Annotated in this window: 18 protein-coding genes; 8 read left to right on the top strand and 10 right to left on the bottom strand. The window is 75.0% G+C overall.

Annotation, left to right across the window (positions count from 1 at the left end):
- Positions 1 to 58 precede the first annotated feature (58 nt).
- Both ACI79K_RS01390 and ACI79K_RS01385 read left to right on the top strand, forming a co-directional pair.
- Entirely contained in the window at positions 59 to 271 is a 213-nt protein-coding gene (locus ACI79K_RS01390; protein ID WP_456589416.1) for a DUF4177 domain-containing protein, read from the top strand.
- Positions 268 to 822, top strand: a complete 555-nt coding sequence (locus ACI79K_RS01385) for a DUF4334 domain-containing protein (protein WP_456598735.1) — start codon at positions 268 to 270, stop codon at positions 820 to 822. Before ACI79K_RS01390 ends, ACI79K_RS01385 begins: the two co-directional genes overlap by 4 nt.
- Here the strand turns inward: ACI79K_RS01385 and ACI79K_RS01380 are convergent.
- The 5 genes from ACI79K_RS01380 to ACI79K_RS01360 are packed head-to-tail and all read right to left on the bottom strand — an operon-like array spanning position 806 to position 4,770.
- Positions 806 to 1,219, bottom strand: coding sequence for an arsenate reductase ArsC (locus ACI79K_RS01380; RefSeq protein ID WP_456589418.1), 414 nt, complete (start codon positions 1,217 to 1,219; stop codon positions 806 to 808). The genes ACI79K_RS01385 and ACI79K_RS01380 overlap by 17 nt on opposite strands.
- A gap of 23 nt (positions 1,220 to 1,242) precedes the next feature.
- Complete coding sequence (locus ACI79K_RS01375; RefSeq protein WP_456598734.1) at positions 1,243 to 2,661, bottom strand: FAD-dependent oxidoreductase; 1,419 nt, start codon at positions 2,659 to 2,661, stop codon at positions 1,243 to 1,245.
- The gene (locus ACI79K_RS01370; RefSeq protein WP_456589420.1) at positions 2,658 to 3,308 is read right to left on the bottom strand and encodes an arsenate-mycothiol transferase ArsC; all 651 of its coding nucleotides are present in this window, start codon (positions 3,306 to 3,308) and stop codon (positions 2,658 to 2,660) included. Before ACI79K_RS01370 ends, ACI79K_RS01375 begins: the two co-directional genes overlap by 4 nt.
- Positions 3,305 to 4,435: an ACR3 family arsenite efflux transporter gene (gene arsB, locus ACI79K_RS01365; protein WP_456598733.1), complete on the bottom strand. Its 1,131-nt coding sequence runs from the start codon at positions 4,433 to 4,435 to the stop codon at positions 3,305 to 3,307. Before arsB ends, ACI79K_RS01370 begins: the two co-directional genes overlap by 4 nt.
- Entirely contained in the window at positions 4,432 to 4,770 is a 339-nt protein-coding gene (locus ACI79K_RS01360; RefSeq protein WP_456589422.1) for a metalloregulator ArsR/SmtB family transcription factor, read from the bottom strand. Before ACI79K_RS01360 ends, arsB begins: the two co-directional genes overlap by 4 nt.
- Before the next feature lie 132 nt (positions 4,771 to 4,902).
- Between ACI79K_RS01360 and ACI79K_RS01355 the strand changes: the two genes are divergently transcribed.
- On the top strand, positions 4,903 to 5,385 hold the full coding sequence (locus ACI79K_RS01355) for an ArsI/CadI family heavy metal resistance metalloenzyme (RefSeq protein ID WP_456589423.1): 483 nt from the start codon (positions 4,903 to 4,905) through the stop codon (positions 5,383 to 5,385).
- An 80-nt stretch (positions 5,386 to 5,465) separates the two neighbouring features.
- On the top strand, positions 5,466 to 6,422 hold the full coding sequence (locus ACI79K_RS01350; RefSeq protein WP_456589424.1) for a hypothetical protein: 957 nt from the start codon (positions 5,466 to 5,468) through the stop codon (positions 6,420 to 6,422).
- Positions 6,423 to 6,486: 64 nt separating this feature from the next.
- Here the strand turns inward: ACI79K_RS01350 and ACI79K_RS01345 are convergent, their stop codons facing one another.
- The 3 genes from ACI79K_RS01345 to ACI79K_RS01335 all read right to left on the bottom strand — a co-directional run bounded on the left by ACI79K_RS01345 (position 6,487) and on the right by ACI79K_RS01335 (position 8,747).
- Positions 6,487 to 7,029: a DinB family protein gene (locus ACI79K_RS01345; protein ID WP_456589425.1), complete on the bottom strand. Its 543-nt coding sequence runs from the start codon at positions 7,027 to 7,029 to the stop codon at positions 6,487 to 6,489.
- A gap of 91 nt (positions 7,030 to 7,120) precedes the next feature.
- Positions 7,121 to 8,125 (bottom strand): YihY/virulence factor BrkB family protein, encoded by a 1,005-nt coding sequence (locus tag ACI79K_RS01340; RefSeq protein ID WP_456589426.1) that lies wholly within the window; start codon positions 8,123 to 8,125, stop codon positions 7,121 to 7,123.
- Positions 8,118 to 8,747, bottom strand: a complete 630-nt coding sequence (locus ACI79K_RS01335) for a CAP domain-containing protein (protein WP_456589427.1) — start codon at positions 8,745 to 8,747, stop codon at positions 8,118 to 8,120. Before ACI79K_RS01335 ends, ACI79K_RS01340 begins: the two co-directional genes overlap by 8 nt.
- A gap of 75 nt (positions 8,748 to 8,822) precedes the next feature.
- On the opposite strand from ACI79K_RS01335, the gene ACI79K_RS01330 reads away from it, so the two are divergent.
- Positions 8,823 to 9,629, top strand: a complete 807-nt coding sequence (locus ACI79K_RS01330) for an SDR family oxidoreductase (protein ID WP_456589428.1) — start codon at positions 8,823 to 8,825, stop codon at positions 9,627 to 9,629.
- Positions 9,630 to 9,647: 18 nt separating this feature from the next.
- Here ACI79K_RS01330 and ACI79K_RS01325 read toward each other — a convergent pair whose 3' ends face one another.
- Positions 9,648 to 10,577 (bottom strand): GGDEF domain-containing protein, encoded by a 930-nt coding sequence (locus ACI79K_RS01325; protein ID WP_456589429.1) that lies wholly within the window; start codon positions 10,575 to 10,577, stop codon positions 9,648 to 9,650.
- Positions 10,578 to 10,801: 224 nt separating this feature from the next.
- Here ACI79K_RS01325 and ACI79K_RS01320 point away from each other — a divergent pair, with 224 nt between their 5' ends.
- The 3 genes from ACI79K_RS01320 to ACI79K_RS01310 are packed head-to-tail and all read left to right on the top strand — an operon-like array spanning position 10,802 to position 13,891.
- Complete coding sequence (locus ACI79K_RS01320; RefSeq protein ID WP_456598732.1) at positions 10,802 to 11,929, top strand: carboxylate-amine ligase; 1,128 nt, start codon at positions 10,802 to 10,804, stop codon at positions 11,927 to 11,929.
- Complete coding sequence (locus tag ACI79K_RS01315) at positions 11,922 to 13,217, top strand: erythromycin esterase family protein (protein WP_456598731.1); 1,296 nt, start codon at positions 11,922 to 11,924, stop codon at positions 13,215 to 13,217. The genes ACI79K_RS01320 and ACI79K_RS01315 overlap by 8 nt, the downstream gene beginning before the upstream one ends.
- On the top strand, positions 13,214 to 13,891 hold the full coding sequence (locus tag ACI79K_RS01310) for an alpha/beta hydrolase (protein WP_456598730.1): 678 nt from the start codon (positions 13,214 to 13,216) through the stop codon (positions 13,889 to 13,891). The genes ACI79K_RS01315 and ACI79K_RS01310 overlap by 4 nt, the downstream gene beginning before the upstream one ends.
- 10 nt (positions 13,892 to 13,901) lie before the next feature.
- On the opposite strand, the gene ACI79K_RS01305 is transcribed toward ACI79K_RS01310, so the two are convergent.
- The gene (locus tag ACI79K_RS01305; RefSeq protein WP_456598729.1) at positions 13,902 to 15,224 is read right to left on the bottom strand and encodes a DUF2254 domain-containing protein; all 1,323 of its coding nucleotides are present in this window, start codon (positions 15,222 to 15,224) and stop codon (positions 13,902 to 13,904) included.
- Between the last annotated feature and the right edge of the window lie 44 nt (positions 15,225 to 15,268).

Genomic DNA, 15,268 nt, shown 5'->3' with positions numbered 1-15,268 from the left:
GGGGAGCGCGGCAGGCTGGCGGGCGACCGGCCGGACCAGGCGAGAGGACGGGTGACCCGTGGCTGCAGCGCGCTACGAGTACAAGGTCGAGGAGATCCGCGAGGGCCTCATCGGCGGCAAGATGAGCGGCGGCAAGCTGGAGAAGGTGCTCAACCAGCACGCCCGGGAGGGATGGCAGCTCAAGGCGATCACCTCGGTGGAGGTCAAGGGCCGCATCGGCCCGGGTGGGGTCGACGGCGTGCTGGTCACCTTCGAGCGCCCGGTGGGGTGACACTGCGGTTCACCAGCCCGGACGCGTGGGTCCGCGATGCCCAGCGGGACGGTGTCTCCCGGGCAGAAGCGCAGTCGTCCTTCGACTGGTTCGAGCCGCAGCCGGTCGAGGAGATGCTCGGCCGGTGGCGGGGCAGCGAGCTGCCCACGGGCTCCCCGCTGGACGGGCTGCTGGCGGCCTACGGCTGGTGGGGCAAGGAGTTCCTCGACACCGAGACGGTGCACCCGCTGCTGTTCGGGACGGCGGCGGGGCCGCGGCCGGTCGACCCCGCGCTGATCCCGGTCGGCGTGCTCCGCGCCGCCCCGCGGCTGGCTCACTCGCGGGTTGCCCGGGCCGCGTTCACCGCCGTCCGGCCGCTGCTGACGACCTCCCGCCCGAAGGCCCGGTTGCGGGCGGTCGAGCACCGCGGTCTCGTCACCGCCGCGATGGTCTACGACCGGCTGCCGATCATCGACGTCTTCAAGCGGGTGAGCAGCCGCACGGTCCTCGGGATGATGGACCTGCGCGGCCTGCCCGATCCGTTCTTCTTCGTGCTCAGGCGGGAGCGCTGACCCCCAGCTCGGCGAGCAGCCCGCGGATGCGCCGCTCGATCTCGTCGCGGATCGGCCGCACCGACTCCACGCCCTTGCCCGCCGGATCCTCCAGCGCCCAGTCCAGGTAACGCTTGCCCGGGAAGATCGGGCAGGCGTCGCCGCACCCCATCGTGATGACCACGTCGGAGGCCTCGACGGCCTCGGTGGTGAGCACCTTGGGTCGCTGGTCGGAGATGTCGATGCCGACCTCGGCCATCGCCTCGACCGCCGCCGGGTTCACCTGGTCGCCGGGCAGCGAGCCGGCCGACCGCACCTCGACGCCGTCGCCGGCCAGGTGCCGCAGCCAGCCGGCGGCCATCTGGGAGCGGCCGGCGTTGTGCACGCAGACGAACAGCACGCTGGGGCGGTCACTCACGGGGTTCTCCTCTGTCACGGGGCTCATTCGGCCATCGCCGCGGGCAGGGCGGTGACGGTGGGCGGGCGGTGCTCCCTGCTCCACGCCTGGGCGGCCATCTGCACAGCGTCCCAGGGCGACCCGAGCGGTGGGGTGTAGGTCAGGTCGAGGTCGGCCAGGCCGTCCACGGTCATGGCGTGGAACAGGGCGGTGGCGTAGACGTCGGCGCGCTTGGCGACCTCGCTGCCCAGCCGGCCGACCAGTTGCGCGCCCAGCAGCCGGCCGGTGTCGGCGTCGCCGGTCACGCGGATCGTGATCGGCCGGGCGCCGGGGTAGTAGGCCTTGTGGTCGTCCGGGCTGGTCGCGGTGGTGACCGGACGGAAGCCCGCGGCGGCAGCCTCGTGCTCGAGCAGACCGGTGCGGGCGGCCACCAGGTCGAAGACCTTGACCACCTGGGTGCCGACGCTGCCGGCGAAGCGGGCGTGCCCGCCGACGGCGTTGGCGCCGGCTACGCGGCCCTGCTTGTGCGCGGTGGTGCCGAGCGGGAGGTAGGTGACGCCCAGCAGGCGGTGGTGGGTGACCACGCAGTCGCCTGCCGCCCAGACGTGCGGCAGGCCGGTGGCCATGGTCTCGTCGACGACGACCGCGCCGCCGGCCCCTGTGGTCGCTCCCGCGCCGACCAGCAGGTCCACCGACGGGCGCACGCCGGCGACGACCACCACCAGGTCGAAAAGGCGCTCCAGCGGACCCCTCGACGTGAGCGCGCTGACCCGGGAGCCGTCGGCACGGGCCAGCCCCGTGACGGTGGTCCCGGTGAGCACCTGCACCCCGTGCCGGGTCATCTCCGCCCGGACCAGCGCACCCAGCTCGGCGTCGACGGTGGGGAGCACCTCCGCGGACCGCTGGACCACCGTGGTGGCGATGCCCCGGGCGACGAGCGCTTCGGACATCTCCACACCGATGTAGCCGGCGCCGACGACGAGCGCCGAGCGCACCGGGCGGCCGGTGAGGGTGGCCATCAGGCCGTGGGTGTCGTCCATGGTGTGCACCACGTGCACGCCGTCGGCCGGTCCGAGCCCGTCGGTGCCGCCGAGACCGCTGATGGCCGGGAGCGCCGGACGTGCACCGGTGCCCACGACCAGTTCGTCGTAGGCCAGCAGCTCCGTGGCCCCGCTCGCGTCGGTCACCGAGACGCGCCGGCCGGCGACGTCGATGCCGGTGGCGCGGGTGCCGACCCGCAGGGTCAGCCCGGCCGCCTCCAGGTCGGCGGAGGTCCGGTGGGCCAGCGACCGCCAGTCCGGTACCTCGCCCGAGACGTGGTAGGGGATCCCGCAGATGGAGAAGTTGGGGTATGCGTCGGCCACCACGACGGTGACCTCGGCCCCCGGGTCGAGCTCGCGGGCGCGCAGCCCGGCGGAGATCCCCGCGTCGCTGCCGCCGACGACGACCAGGCGGCGGCTCATGCGCCCAGTTCGGCGAGGAGTCCTCGCACCCGGTTCTCGATGTCGGCCGCGATGGAGCCCACCGTGGCGGGGTCCTGGCCGGCCGGGTCGCGCACCTCCCAGTCCAGGTACCGCTTGCCCGGGTAGACGGGGCAGGCGTCGCCGCAGCCCATGGTGATCACCACGTCGGCGGCCTGGACGACGTCGTCGGTCAGCGGCTTGGGGAAGGCGTCGGTCACCGTCATGCCGCGCGCGGCGAGCACCTCGAGGACCACGGGATCCACCGTGTCGGCGGGCATGGAGCCGGCGGAGCGCACGTGTACCCGGCCCTGCGACAGGTGCTCGACCATCGCGGCGGCCATCTGGGAGCGGCCGGCGTTCTGCACGCAGACGAAGAGGACCTCGGGGGTCTCCTTCGCCAGCGCCCCCTTGGCCTGCGCCAGCGCGGTGAGTCGCTCGGTGGCGAACCGGCAGGTGAGCACGGGCAGGTGGCTCGTGACGTTCGCGGTGCGCCCGAGAGCGGCGTAGGACTCGAAGACCATCCGCTCGACGGTCTCCGGGCCGACCATCCCCGCGAAGCGCGCTGACAGGTCCTCCACGTGGCGCCGCAGCACCACGTTCGGGTCCAGCAGCCCGGGGACGCCGGTGGGCCGGTCGGTCCGGGTCATCGGGATGCTCCTCGGTCGAGTCGGGCCGGGACGGTCGGGTCCCCCGGGAACCAGCGCCGGGCGGCCCAGAGGGACACGTAGACGAGGGCGACCAGGACGGGCACCTCGATCAGCGGGCCGACGACGCCGGCGAGCGCCTGCCCGCTGGTGACGCCGAAGGTGCCGATGGCCACGGCGATGGCCAGCTCGAAGTTGTTGCCGGCGGCGGTGAAGGCCAGCGTGGCCGTCTTGGCGTAACCGAGCCGCAGCCGCATGCCGAGCAGGAAGGACCCACCGAACATCAGCACGAAGTAGGCGAGCAGCGGCAGTGCGATGCGGGCGACGTCCCAGGGGCTGGAGGTGATCGCGTCGCCCTGCAGCGCGAAGAGCATGACGATCGTGAACAGCAGCCCGTAGAGGGCGACCGGGCCGATGCGCGGGAGGAAGCGGCTCTCGTACCAGTCCCGGCCCTTGCGGCGCTCGCCCAGGGTGCGGGTCAGGAACCCGGCCAGCAACGGGATGCCGAGGAACACCAGGACCGAGACGACGATCGCCCAGAAGCTGAACTCCGCGGAGGTGGTGGTCAGCCCGAGCCAGCCGGGCAGGACCTGCAGGTAGAACCAGCCCAGCAGGGCGAAGGCGAGGATCTGGAAGACCGAGTTGATCGCGACCAGCACCGCGCCGGCCTCGCGGTCGCCGCAGGACAGGTCGTTCCAGATCAGGACCATCGCGATGCAGCGGGCGAGGCCGACGATGATCAGCCCGGTCCGGTACTCGGGCAGGTCGGGCAGCAGCAGCCAGGCGAGGGCGAACATCAGTGCCGGGCCGACCAGCCAGTTGAGCACCAGGCTGGCGACCAGCAGCTTCCGGTCGCCGGTCACCCGGTCGAGCTCGGAGTACCGGACCTTGGCCAGCACCGGGTACATCATCAGCAGCAGCCCGATGGCGATCGGCAGGCTCACGTCGCCGACCTCGACCGCGCTCAGCGCGTCGTCGAGGCCGGGGACCCAGCGGCCCAGCGCCAGCCCGAGCGCCATCGCGGCGATGATCCAGACGGGCAGGAAGCGGTCGAGGGTGGAGAGCTTCTGCAGGACCGGCGCGTCGGCGGGGGCGTCGGGCCGGGCGGTCTCCCGGACGGCGTCGCTCATGCCGGCACCGCCGTGCGGAACAGGCTGGCGACCGCGTCGAGCGCGGCCGGGCGGACGGCGTAGTACACCCACACCCCGCGCTTCTCCCGGTCGAGCAGCCCGGCGGAGTGGAGCACCTTGAGGTGGTGGCTGATCGTCGCCTGGGTCAGCTCGAAGGCGTCGTTGAGGTCGCAGACGCAGGCCTCCCCGCTCGCACTGGAGGCGATCAGGCTGACCAGGCGCAGGCGCACCGGGTCGGCCAGCGCCTTGAGCAGCGGGGCGACCTGCTCGGCCTGCTCCGCGGACATCGCCGTACCGGACAGCGGCGTGCAGCACGCCAGGCCGGGCTCGCTCATCGAAAAACTCCTCGCGTCGGACGTCGACCGCCATCGTAACGATGCCCATCGTATTGACAAGCATCGATACCTGATGTTCATTCTGAGACAGACATCGATGTTCGTCGATGTCTTGTCTCCCGAGGAGGAACCATGTCCCGCGTGCAGCTCGCCCTCCGCGTCGCCGACCTCGACGCCGCGGTCGACTTCTACTCCCGGCTCTTCGACACCGCCCCGGCCAAGCGGCGGCCCGGTTACGCGAACTTCGCCGTCGCCGAGCCGCCGCTGAAGCTGGTGCTGCTCGAGGGCGTGCCGGGGGAGCCCACCCGCATGGACCACCTGGGTGTGGAGGTCGCCTCCACCGACGAGGTCACCGCGGCCACCGACCGGCTGGCCGACGCCGGCCTGGCGACCCGGCCGGAGGCGGACACCACCTGCTGCTACGCCGTCCAGGACAAGGTCTGGGTGACCGGGCCCGGCGGCGAGCCGTGGGAGGTCTACACCGTGAAGGCGGACGCGCGCCCCGACCTGGAGGGGCAGACGGCCGCCGAGCTCTCCGCCGTCAGCGGGGACGGCGCCTGCTGCCGGACGGAGGACTCCGACAGCGACGCCCGGCTCGCCGCGGCCTGCTGCTGAGCGTCCCGCGGCCACGAATGCTACGAACTCGTGGTGATCAGGTGCCGATCACCACGAGTTCGTAGCACTGGGGGAGGGGCGTGGAGTTCGACGAGGTGGCCGACGAGCTGTACGAGGCCGCCCCCGGGGAGTTCGTCGCCCTGCGCACGGAGCGCCAGCGCGAGGCCAGGGCCGCCGGGGACAAGGCGCTGGCCAAGGAGATCGCGGCGCTGCCCAAGCCGTCGACCGCCGCCTGGGTCTGCAACCTGCTCGTCCGCGCCCACCGCGAGGAGATCGAGGGCCTGGTCGAGCTGGGCGACCTGCTCCGCGGGGCCCAGGAGAACCTGGCCGGGGACGAGCTCCGGGCGCTGAACACCCAGCGCGGCCAGTTGCTGAACGCGCTCACCCGGCAGGCCGCCGCCCTCGCCCGCGAGCGTGGCCACCCGGTGAGCGCGTCGGTGTCCGGTCAGGTGGAGGAGACCCTGCGCGCGGCCATGGCGGATCCGGACGCCGGGGCGGCACTGCTCACCGGCCGGCTGACCGGAGCGATGTCCTACAGCGGGCTGGGGACCGTCGCACCGCGTCCGGCGCTGCGGCTGGTCCGGTCGTCGGGGTCCCCGACCCGTCCGGCGAGGAACGCGGCGGCGCGGACGGCGGGGGAGGAGAGGCCGACCGGCCCCACCGCTGCCGAGCGCCGGGAGCGGGAGCGGGAGGAACGCCGCCGGGCCGAGGAGGAGAAGCGCCGCCGGGAGCTGGCCCGTGCCCGGGCCGCCGCGGAGGAGGCCACCGCGGCCGCCGAGGAGGCAGCCGCCGCTGCCGCGGAGCAGCGCCGCGAGGTGGAGCAGCTCGAGCAGCGACGCGGTGCCCTGCAGGCGCGCGTCGAGGAGCTGGCCGACGAGCTCGCCGAGGCCGAGCGGGCCGCCGGCGAGGCCGCCGCCGTCCTCAAGCGGGCGCAGCGCCGGCAGAACGCCGCCCAGCGCGAAGCCGAGGACGCGGCGGAACTGCGGGATCGCGCCGTCGCCCACGCCGAGGAGCTCGCGGGCGACGGGCCGGGCTGAACCGGCCTGTCGCCCGTGGCGCGGCGGAGGCCGAGGCGCCGGCGGACCGGCCGGACGAGGAGCCTCAGCCCATCGTCTTCTGCCCGTCCAGGGACTCCCGCAGGATGTCGGCGTGGCCGGCGTGCTGGGCGGTCTCGGCCACGATGTGCAGGAAGACGCGGCGGGCCGAGCGGTGCGCCCCCGGCTCGAACCACGGGGCCTCCGGCAGCGGGTGGGACGCGTCGAGGTCCGGCAGCGTGCGCACCAGCTCGTCGGTGCGCCGGGCGACCTCCGCGTACCGCGCCAGCACGCCGTCGAGGGTCTCCTCCGGGAGCAGGCGGAACTCCTGCGCCCACGCATCGCGGCGCGTTGCGTCGGCCGGGGCGGCCATCGCCTCGGTGCCCTCGACCACGAACCGTGCCCACGCCGCCTCGGTGGCGGCGACGTGCTTGATCAGGCCACCCAGTGTCAGCTCGCTGGCCGTGGGCCGCTGCCGTGCCTGCTCGTCGGTGAGCCCGTGGACGGTGAAACGGAGGAAGTGCCGGTGGGTGGAGAGGGTCTCGAGCAGATCGGCCCGTTCGGCGGGGAGGGCCGCCGTGCCGCCGGGGGTGGGGGTGCCGCTGGTCATGGCCGTCCGCCTTCCGCCGGGCCGGTGGGGTCACCCGGGACGCTAGGCCGCGGCTACGACCGTTCCGCGGCGCCGAGGAACCGAGGCGGCCTCACCGCCGCGCCGGCTCCCGGTCACCGGTGCCGGCCCGGTCCGCGGTCCGGGAACCGACCGCGTCCGCTGCCCGGTCCCCGGCCTGGTCCGTGGCGCGGGAACTGGCTCGGTCGCCGAGGTGGTCCCCGGCTCGGTCCCGGGCGTCGTCCGGCCCCGGGTCCCGGGGACGGCGGGCGTGCACCCGGCGGGCCATGACGCGGTACCCGGCGATCAGCGCGGCGTTGCCGAGCAGCAGCCAGAGCCCGAGCAGCACCGCCGTCGCCAGCGCCGTCGCCCCGTAGCGCGCGGTGAAGTCGGCGTACTCGAGGTAGACGAGGTAGCCGCCGGTGGTGGCGGCGACCAGGCAGGTCGCGGTCGCGGCGCCGACGACGACGTCGCTGATCCGCGTCTCCCACAGGCGGAACAGTGCGTAGACGAGCCCGATGAGCACGCCGAGCAGCGCCAGCGACCCCAGACCCATCGCGATGCGCACCGCCGTCCCCGACCCGAGCAGCCGCGGCACCAGGTACAGCGCCGCGAGCCCCGAGAACACCGCCACCGGCAGCACGGCGATGATCGCCAGCGCCAGCAGCCGGCCCTTCCAGCCGCGCATCCGCTGCTCCGACCGCGGCGCCACCTCGCTCAACGCCCGGGCGAGGGCGGCGCCGTAGGTGGTCGCCGGCCAGACCGCCGCCACCGCCGCCACCGGCCCGGTCTCGGCGGCGACGTCGATCAGCGCGCGCAGCACGTCGGCGACCGGCAGCTGGTCGGGCGCCTGGGCGTCCACCTCGGTGCCGAGGTCCTGCAGCGCGGACTGGTCGACCACCAGGCCCGCTCCCCAGAAGCCCAGCAGCACCATCGGCGGCAGCGAGACCATCGCGTAGAACGCGAGGCTGGAGCTGGTGGTGAGGAACTCCGGGCTGCGCAGCCAGGCGAGGAAGCGCCGGGCCGGCTCGGGCACCCGCCGGTAGCCCTCGCCCAGCCGCCGCCGCAGCCGGCGGACCCGCTCCCGCGCCTCAACCACAGCTGGGGCCGTCCTCCTCGGGCCGGGCGATCGGCTCCTCCGGCGGCGTCTCCCGGCTGACCTCGGGGCGGTCGGAGCCGACCGTGCGCCCGAACTGCTGGGTCCCCCAGACCGAGCCGTCGGGGGCGCAGTGGAAGCCGATGCCGATGCGGTCCCAGCCCGGGTTGAGCACGTTGACCCGGTGGCCGTCGGAGCGCATCCACCCGACGTGCGCCGTCCCGGCGGGCACCGGCGCCGATGCGGTGAACACGTTCTCCCCGATCCCGGCGTAGCCGTCCAGCTCCTCCAGATCGAGCACCTCGCGCATGTCCTGGTGCTCGATCTGGTCGTTCTCGGCCATCTGCTCGCTCCACTCGCGCGCGACGGTCGCCAGCTCCTCGTCCCACTCCAACGGCGGCAGGTCCCGCGCCGCCCGCTCGTCGTTCACCCGGTCCAGGACGTCCCGGGCCATCCGGTCCTCCACGTCGCCGTCCTCGGCCGACGGTGGCTCGTCGGGTTCGGGCGCGGAGCCGGTGCCGGTGCCGGGCGACGACGTGTCCACGACCACGCAGCCGGTGGTGGTGAGCAGGACGGCGGCGAACGCGAGCAGGAGCCGGGCGAGCAGGGATCGGGTGGCGTCCATGCTCCACCCCTACCCAGCGGGGGGCCGGGACCCATCGCGCTGCGGGCCTGTTCCGGGATCGTTAGCGTCGCTGCCATGACCGCAGGCAGCGGGCGGGTCGCGCTCGTCACGGGATCGGAGTCCGGCATCGGGCGCGCCGTCGCGGTGGCCCTGGCCGAGCAGGGCTGCGACGTGGGCATCACCTGGTACCGCGACCGCGAGGCCGGCGAGGCGACCGCCGAGCAGGTGCGCGCACGGGGCCGGCGGGCCGAGGTCCGCCACCTGGACCTGACCCGGCTGCCCGGCGCCGCCGACGTCGTCGACGAGCTGGCCGATGCCCTCGGCGGCCTCGACGTGCTGGTCAACGATGCGGGCACCGGTCACATGACGCCGCTGCTGGACCTGGAGTTCGACACCTGGCGCGAGGTGCTGGCCACCGACCTCGACGGTGCGTTCCTCTGCCTCCAGCGCGCCGCGCGCCGGATGGTCGCGGCCGGGGGCGGCGGGCGGATCGTGAACGTCACCAGCGTGCACGAGCACGCCCCCCGGGTCGGTGCGGCCGGCTACTGCGCGGCCAAGGGCGGGCTCGGGCTGCTCACGAAGGTGGCCGCCCTCGAGCTGGCGGAGCACGGCATCACCGTGAACTCCGTCGCGCCGGGCGAGATCGCCACCCCCATGACCGGCCAGGGGGACGAGGACCCCACCGCTCCCGGCCACGAGCGGCCCGGTGTGCCGCTGCGCCGCCCGGGGGACGCCCGCGAGGTGGCGGCCGTCATCGCCTTCCTCGCCTCGCCGGCCGCCGGCTACGTCACCGGGGCGTCCTGGGCCGTCGACGGCGGGATGCTGCAGATGGGCCCGATGGCGGGGTCGCACCTCCAGGCCGACGACTGGCGCCGCGGCTGACGCCGGCCCGCACGCCGGTCACCCGGTGCGGCCGCTGCGCTTCTTCCGGTAGAGCTGCTCGTCGGCGCGGGCGAGCACGGCGGTCACGTCGTCGCCGGGACGGGCCTGCGCGACCCCGGCCGTCCACGTGGCGGGATGCGTGCGGTCGAGCTGCTCCAGCAGCTCCCGCGTCGCCTCCTCGTCGGTCGCCGGCAGGCAGAGCACGAACTCGTCGCCCCCGTAGCGGCCCAGCAGGTCCGCGCGGCGCAGCCGGCCGCTCCAGCTGGCGGTGAGGTCGCGCAGGAGCTCGTCGCCGGCGCGGTGGCCGTCCCGGTCGTTGACCCCCTTGAAGTCGTCGAGGTCCAGGATCGCGAAGCTGAGCGGTTCCCCGGTGCGCGCCGCACGCGACAGGTGCCCGGCGGCCTGCTCCTCCCACGCGCGGCGGTTGGCGACGCCGGTGAGCGGGTCGGTGCCCGCGGCACGGCGCAGCTGCCGCGCCAGCCGCCCCTGCACCTCGGTCAGCACGGCGACCGACGCCACGACCGGCAGCCAGGCGGGCAGGAAGCCCGACGGGGCCGCGGCCCAGGCACCGACGCTGCCCGAGAGGATGACCAGGCCGGCGTGCACCCGGGCGGCGGGCAGCGGCAGGAAGTGCGCGGCGTACAGCCCGATGCCGATCATCGCCGGGCCCAGGCCGACCACACCGACGGCCGTGGCCGACCGCCAGGCGAGCACCCCGAGGAGCACCGACAGCAGGGCCACCGCGCCGTGCAGGGCCCACGGGCGCGCCCGGACCCCGGCGACGCCGAGCCCGGCGCCGGCGCCCAGCCCGACGGCGCCCAGCACCTGCAGCAGGCCCACGGGGGTGGCGTCGTCCATCGGCGCGGCAGCGCCCACCCAGCACAGCGCACCGCTGACGGCGTAGACCACCGCCAGGAGCGCCGCGGGCATCCGTCGTCCGGTCTGCACCGCGCCTCCTCCCCGTTGCGGTCCATCCTCGCTGGTCACCGGGCCGCCGGGGACGCCGGGCGATCGGATACCACCACTCCGGGTGGGGCCCGGGGCGTGGGCGCCTCGGGTGCAGCCGGGCCGGCCCGGCCGTACGGTGGCCCTGCGGCTGGGCAAGCAGCCGACCCCAGGCCCGGGCGCCCGGCAGCGCCGGACGTCCCGGCCGCGGCCCCGCAGGAGCGCGCGTGGAGTCCTCCGGTCGCCCCCCGGGCGTCGTGGGCGCCACGGTGGGGGTGGAGGAGGAGTTCCACCTCGTCGACCCGCAGACCTACCGGCTGGCACAGAGCCCGGGGCTCGCCGCGGCGGCGGTGCGCCACGAGTTCGGGGAGCGGGTCCACCCGGAGATCAGCACGACGCAGCTGGAGACGGCCACCGGCGTGTGCCGGTCGCTGGACGAGGTGCGCGCCGAGCTCGCCGGCACCCGTGCGCAGGCGCGCGCCGCCGCGGCGGGGGCCGGGGTGGCGCTGCTGCCGGCCTCGACGCACCCCGCGGCGGGCTGGCAGGAGCAGGTGATCACCCCGGGGCCCCGCTACGAGGCGATGGTCGAGCGCTGGGCAGGCCTCGCGCAGCGGCAGGACATCTGCGGCTGCCACGTGCACGTGGGCGTGCCCGACCTGGACACGGCGGTGGCCGTGCTCGACCGGGTCCGCCCCTACCTGCCCGTGCTGCTGGCCATGACCGGCAGCTCGCCGTTGCACGACGGCGCCGACACCGGCTACGAGAGCTACCGGACGCTGCTGTGGGGGCGGTGGCCGCACGCCGGGATCCCGGAGGCGCTCGGCTCCGCCGACCGGTTCCGGGCGGTCGTGACCGGGCTGGTCGACGCCGGCGTGATCGGCGACGCGTCGCACCTGTACTGGGACGTCCGGCCGTCGTCGCACCTGCCCACGCTGGAGTTCCGGCTGGCCGACGTGTGCACCGACCTGGACGACGCCGTGCTGCACGCCGCGCTGGTCCGCTCGCTCGTCCGGGTGCTCGCCGAGCGGGCGCAGCGCGGTGAGGCGGTGCCCGCGGTGCGCACCGAGCTGCTGCGTGCCGCTCGCTGGCGGGCCGCGCGCGACGGCATCGGCGGGCAGCTGTTCGACCCGGTCGCCGGCGTCCTGGTCGACGCCCGCGCCGCCGTCGAGGCGCTCCTCGCCGAGCTCGCCGACGACCTCGCCGACCACGGCGAGGAGGCCGAGGTCCGCGACCTGGTGCAGCGGCTGTTCCGCCGGGGTACCTCGGCTGCTCGGCAACGGTCCGTCTGGCGGCGCACCGGTGACCTGCGCGAGGTCGCCGCCGCCGTCGTGCGCGAAGGGAGACCCGATGGCTGACCGACTCGGCGAGCAGATCCGCGACCTGGCCCGCCCGCTGCGCACGGCGGCCGACCTCGACCCGCTCCTCGACCGCGTCGGTGACGCGCGCATCGTGGCGATCGGCGAGGCCAGCCACGGCACCCACGAGTACTACGCCTGGCGGGCGGCCCTCACCCGGCGGCTGGTCGAGGAGCACGGTTTCGGCCTGGTCGCCGTCGAGGGGGACTGGCCCGACTGCTACCGGGTCAACCGCAGCGTCCGGCTGCGGGAGGACGCCGACGCCGATCCGCGCGACGCGCTCGACGCCTTCTCCCGGTGGCCCACGTGGATGTGGGCCAACGACGACGTGGTGGACTTCTGCCGCTGGCTGCGCGAGCACAACGCGGGCCTGCCGGAGGACGCGCGCGTCGGCTTCTACGGCGTCGACGTCTACAGCCTGTGGGAGTCCATGCACGCGCTGGTCGGCTGGCTGGCCGAGCACGAGCCCCAGCACGTCGACCAGGCCAAGCAGGCGCTGGCCTGCTTCGAGCCCTTCGGCGAGGACGGTGCCGAGTACGCCTTCGCCAGCCGGTTCACCCCCTCCTCCTGCGAGCAGGCCGCGGTCGACCTCCTGCGGTCGCTGTGCGAGGAGCGCGGCCGTGCGGAGTCCGGGGCCGACGCAGAGGCGCGGTTCTCCGCCGAGCAGAACGCCGCGGTGGTGGTCGATGCCGAGCGCTACTACCGGGCCATGATCCGCGGGTCGGCCGAGTCGTGGAACGTCCGCGACGTGCACATGGTCGACACCCTCGACCGGCTCCTCGCGCACACCGGCCGCAAGGTGGTCGTGTGGGAGCACAACACCCACATCGGGGACGCCCGGGCGACCGACATGGCCGCCGCCGGGATGACGAACGTCGGTCAGCTCCTGCGCGAGCGGCACGGCGCCGACGACGTCGTCCTCGTCGGCTTCGGCGGGTACCGCGGCGGGGTGATCGCCGGCCGGGAGTGGGGCGCGCAGATGGAGCGGATGGCGGTCCCGCCGGCGCGGTCGGGCAGCCTCGAGGCGCGGTTGCACGACGCCCTGGGCGAGGACGCGCAGTTCGTCTTCCCGCGCGGCGACCAGCCCGAGTGGCTGCGCCGGCGGCTGGACCACCGCGCCATCGGCGTCGTGTACCGGTCCTCGCGGGAGAAGTGGGGGAACTACGTGGCCACCGTGCTGGGCGAGCGCTACGACGCCTTCCTCTACCTCGACGACACCACGCCGCTGCAGCCGTTGCACCTGGAGCGGGCCGAGGAGCACGTGCCCGTCGCGGCGTTCGACGCATGACCGGGGCGGGGCACGCCGCGGGCCGCCTCGGCAGCCGGCCGGTCGTGGCACCCACGGGGGAGCCGTGGCCGCCCGGGGTGCACGCGCTCGACCTGGGAGGCGGCGCGGAGGTGTTGCTGGCCGTCCCGGCGGGCGAGCCGGCACCGCGCCCGCTGCTGGTCTTCTTCCACGGCGCCGGAGGCGAGCCCGCGCAGAGCCTGGCGGCGGTCGGTGCCGCTGCCGGCGCGCGCGGGGTGCTGGTGCTGGCGCCGCGGTCCGGCGCCCCCACCTGGGACCTCGTCGCCGGCCGGCTCGGCCGGGACGTCGCGGTGCTGGACGCGGCGCTGGCGCAGGTGACCGACCGGGTGCCGGTCACCCGGTGCGCGGTGGGCGGGTTCTCCGACGGCGCCTCCTACGCGCTGTCGATCGGGCCGGCCAACGGGGACCTGTTCGACGCGGTCTTCGCGTTCTCGCCGGGCTTCGCGCACCCGCCGGCGCGCGTCGGCCGACCACGGCTGTGGATCACCCACGGCACGGAGGACCGGGTGCTGCCGGTCGCGCGGTGCGGCCGGCGCCTGGCGGCCGGCTTCCGCGACGCGGGCGAGGACCTCACCTACGTGGAGTTCGACGGCGGGCACGTGGTCCGGCCCGAGGGCGTGGCCGCGGCGCTGGAGTGGTGGCTGGGCCGGGTCTGACCCCCGCCGCTCACATCGAGCGGGTCTCGCCGGCGCGGTCGGCGAACGCGTCGACGGTCCGCCCCTCGAGGGCAGCGGTGACCTGCTCGCGGTGCAGCTCGACGGTCGCGGTGTCCGTCGGGCTCCAGTCCGGCGAGAGCTCCTCGGCGACCAGGTCGGCGGCCCGGGCGACCTCCGCCCGCTGCTCGTCGTCCCGGCAGGCGACGGCCACGTCGCGGAGCATCCGCAGCAGGGCGGTGATCAGCGTGGGCTCGTTCCCGCCGAAGCGCGCCACCTGACCGCAGGCGAGATCGAGGTAGTACCGCAGGTCCCGGTCGGGGACGATCGCCCGGCCGGTGCCGTCCTCGTCCTCGTGCAGCGTGGGCCCGAGGTGCCGGCCGGTGAGCCGGACCAGCAGATCGCCCATGTGGCCGATCGCCGTCGCGGCGGTGACCGGGTCGTTCACGCTCGGGGACATGGCCTTCACGGCGATGTCCTCCAGCTGGCGGAACCCGAAGCCGGCGTCCTGGTCGATGGTCCGCTCGTTGTTGAGCACCACGGCGGCCCGGACGGCGTCGTCGAGCTCCTCGGACGCGCCCCACACCGTGCCCAGGGGCGTGCCCATCGTGACCTGGTCGCCCGGCCGGACCTCGACGCGGACGACGGTGTCGTGCGCCCGGGCGGCATCGACCAGCGTCCCGGTGTCCACCACCTCCACGAAGCCGCTGCCGGCCGCGGGAACCAGCCGTCCCTCGGCCGTCTCCAGGTCGATCTCGTCGGGCGACCGCTGCCCGTGGTCGGCGTACGGGCCGTAGAACGTCTCGATCGCCCGCCGGGCGTCGTTGTGGACGCGCGTCATCATCGTGTCGACGCGGAGCATGCGGACCATGTGGCTGATGAAGGCCAGCAGGGCACCGACGCAGGCGATCCCGAGCAGCGCGGCGGCCAGGCAGACGAGCGTGGGCACCGGCTGGTCCTGGTTGATCCCGCGCAGCCCGGTGACGGCGAGGACGAACGTCGCGGTGAGCACCGACAGGACCCGCTTGGTGACCGGGTCGCGGGTGAAGTCGCGCAGCAGTCGGGGGGAGAACTGCTGCGAGGCCAGCTGCAGCGCCACGATCGTGATGCTGAAGGTCAGGGTGGTGATGGTGACCGCGGCGGTGGCCACCAGTTGGAGCAGCGTGCCGGCGGCGCTGGTGTCGGCCGGCCACAGCGCCGCGAGGACGCCGCCGCGGGGCTCCACCATGCCCAGGGCCCAGCCCGCGGCGGCCGCGGTGACCCCGGCGATCGCCGGCCACAGCCACAGGGGTGTCTGCGAGCGGGCTGCACTTGCCTGACCTCGTCGTCCTGACACGAGGAGCGGCTACCCTCCCCGCCCCGAACATGCACCGGGCGGGG

The sequence above is a fragment of the Blastococcus sp. SYSU DS0616 genome, assembly GCF_054051015.1.
Note: the sequence above shows the minus strand (reverse complement) of the source record. Positions and strands in the feature narration are given on the sequence as shown.

Coding starts and splice junctions, on each gene's coding strand:
- ACI79K_RS01375 (WP_456598734.1), bottom strand. CDS start 2,661: ATGAGCCGCCGCCTGGTCGTCGTCGGCGGCAGCGACGCGGGGATCTCC.
- ACI79K_RS01370 (WP_456589420.1), bottom strand. CDS start 3,308: ATGACCCGGACCGACCGGCCCACCGGCGTCCCCGGGCTGCTGGACCCG.
- arsB (WP_456598733.1), bottom strand. CDS start 4,435: ATGAGCGACGCCGTCCGGGAGACCGCCCGGCCCGACGCCCCCGCCGAC.
- ACI79K_RS01360 (WP_456589422.1), bottom strand. CDS start 4,770: ATGAGCGAGCCCGGCCTGGCGTGCTGCACGCCGCTGTCCGGTACGGCG.
- ACI79K_RS01355 (WP_456589423.1), top strand. CDS start 4,903: ATGTCCCGCGTGCAGCTCGCCCTCCGCGTCGCCGACCTCGACGCCGCG.
- ACI79K_RS01345 (WP_456589425.1), bottom strand. CDS start 7,029: ATGACCAGCGGCACCCCCACCCCCGGCGGCACGGCGGCCCTCCCCGCC.
- ACI79K_RS01335 (WP_456589427.1), bottom strand. CDS start 8,747: ATGGACGCCACCCGATCCCTGCTCGCCCGGCTCCTGCTCGCGTTCGCC.
- ACI79K_RS01330 (WP_456589428.1), top strand. CDS start 8,823: ATGACCGCAGGCAGCGGGCGGGTCGCGCTCGTCACGGGATCGGAGTCC.
- ACI79K_RS01315 (WP_456598731.1), top strand. CDS start 11,922: ATGGCTGACCGACTCGGCGAGCAGATCCGCGACCTGGCCCGCCCGCTG.
- ACI79K_RS01310 (WP_456598730.1), top strand. CDS start 13,214: ATGACCGGGGCGGGGCACGCCGCGGGCCGCCTCGGCAGCCGGCCGGTC.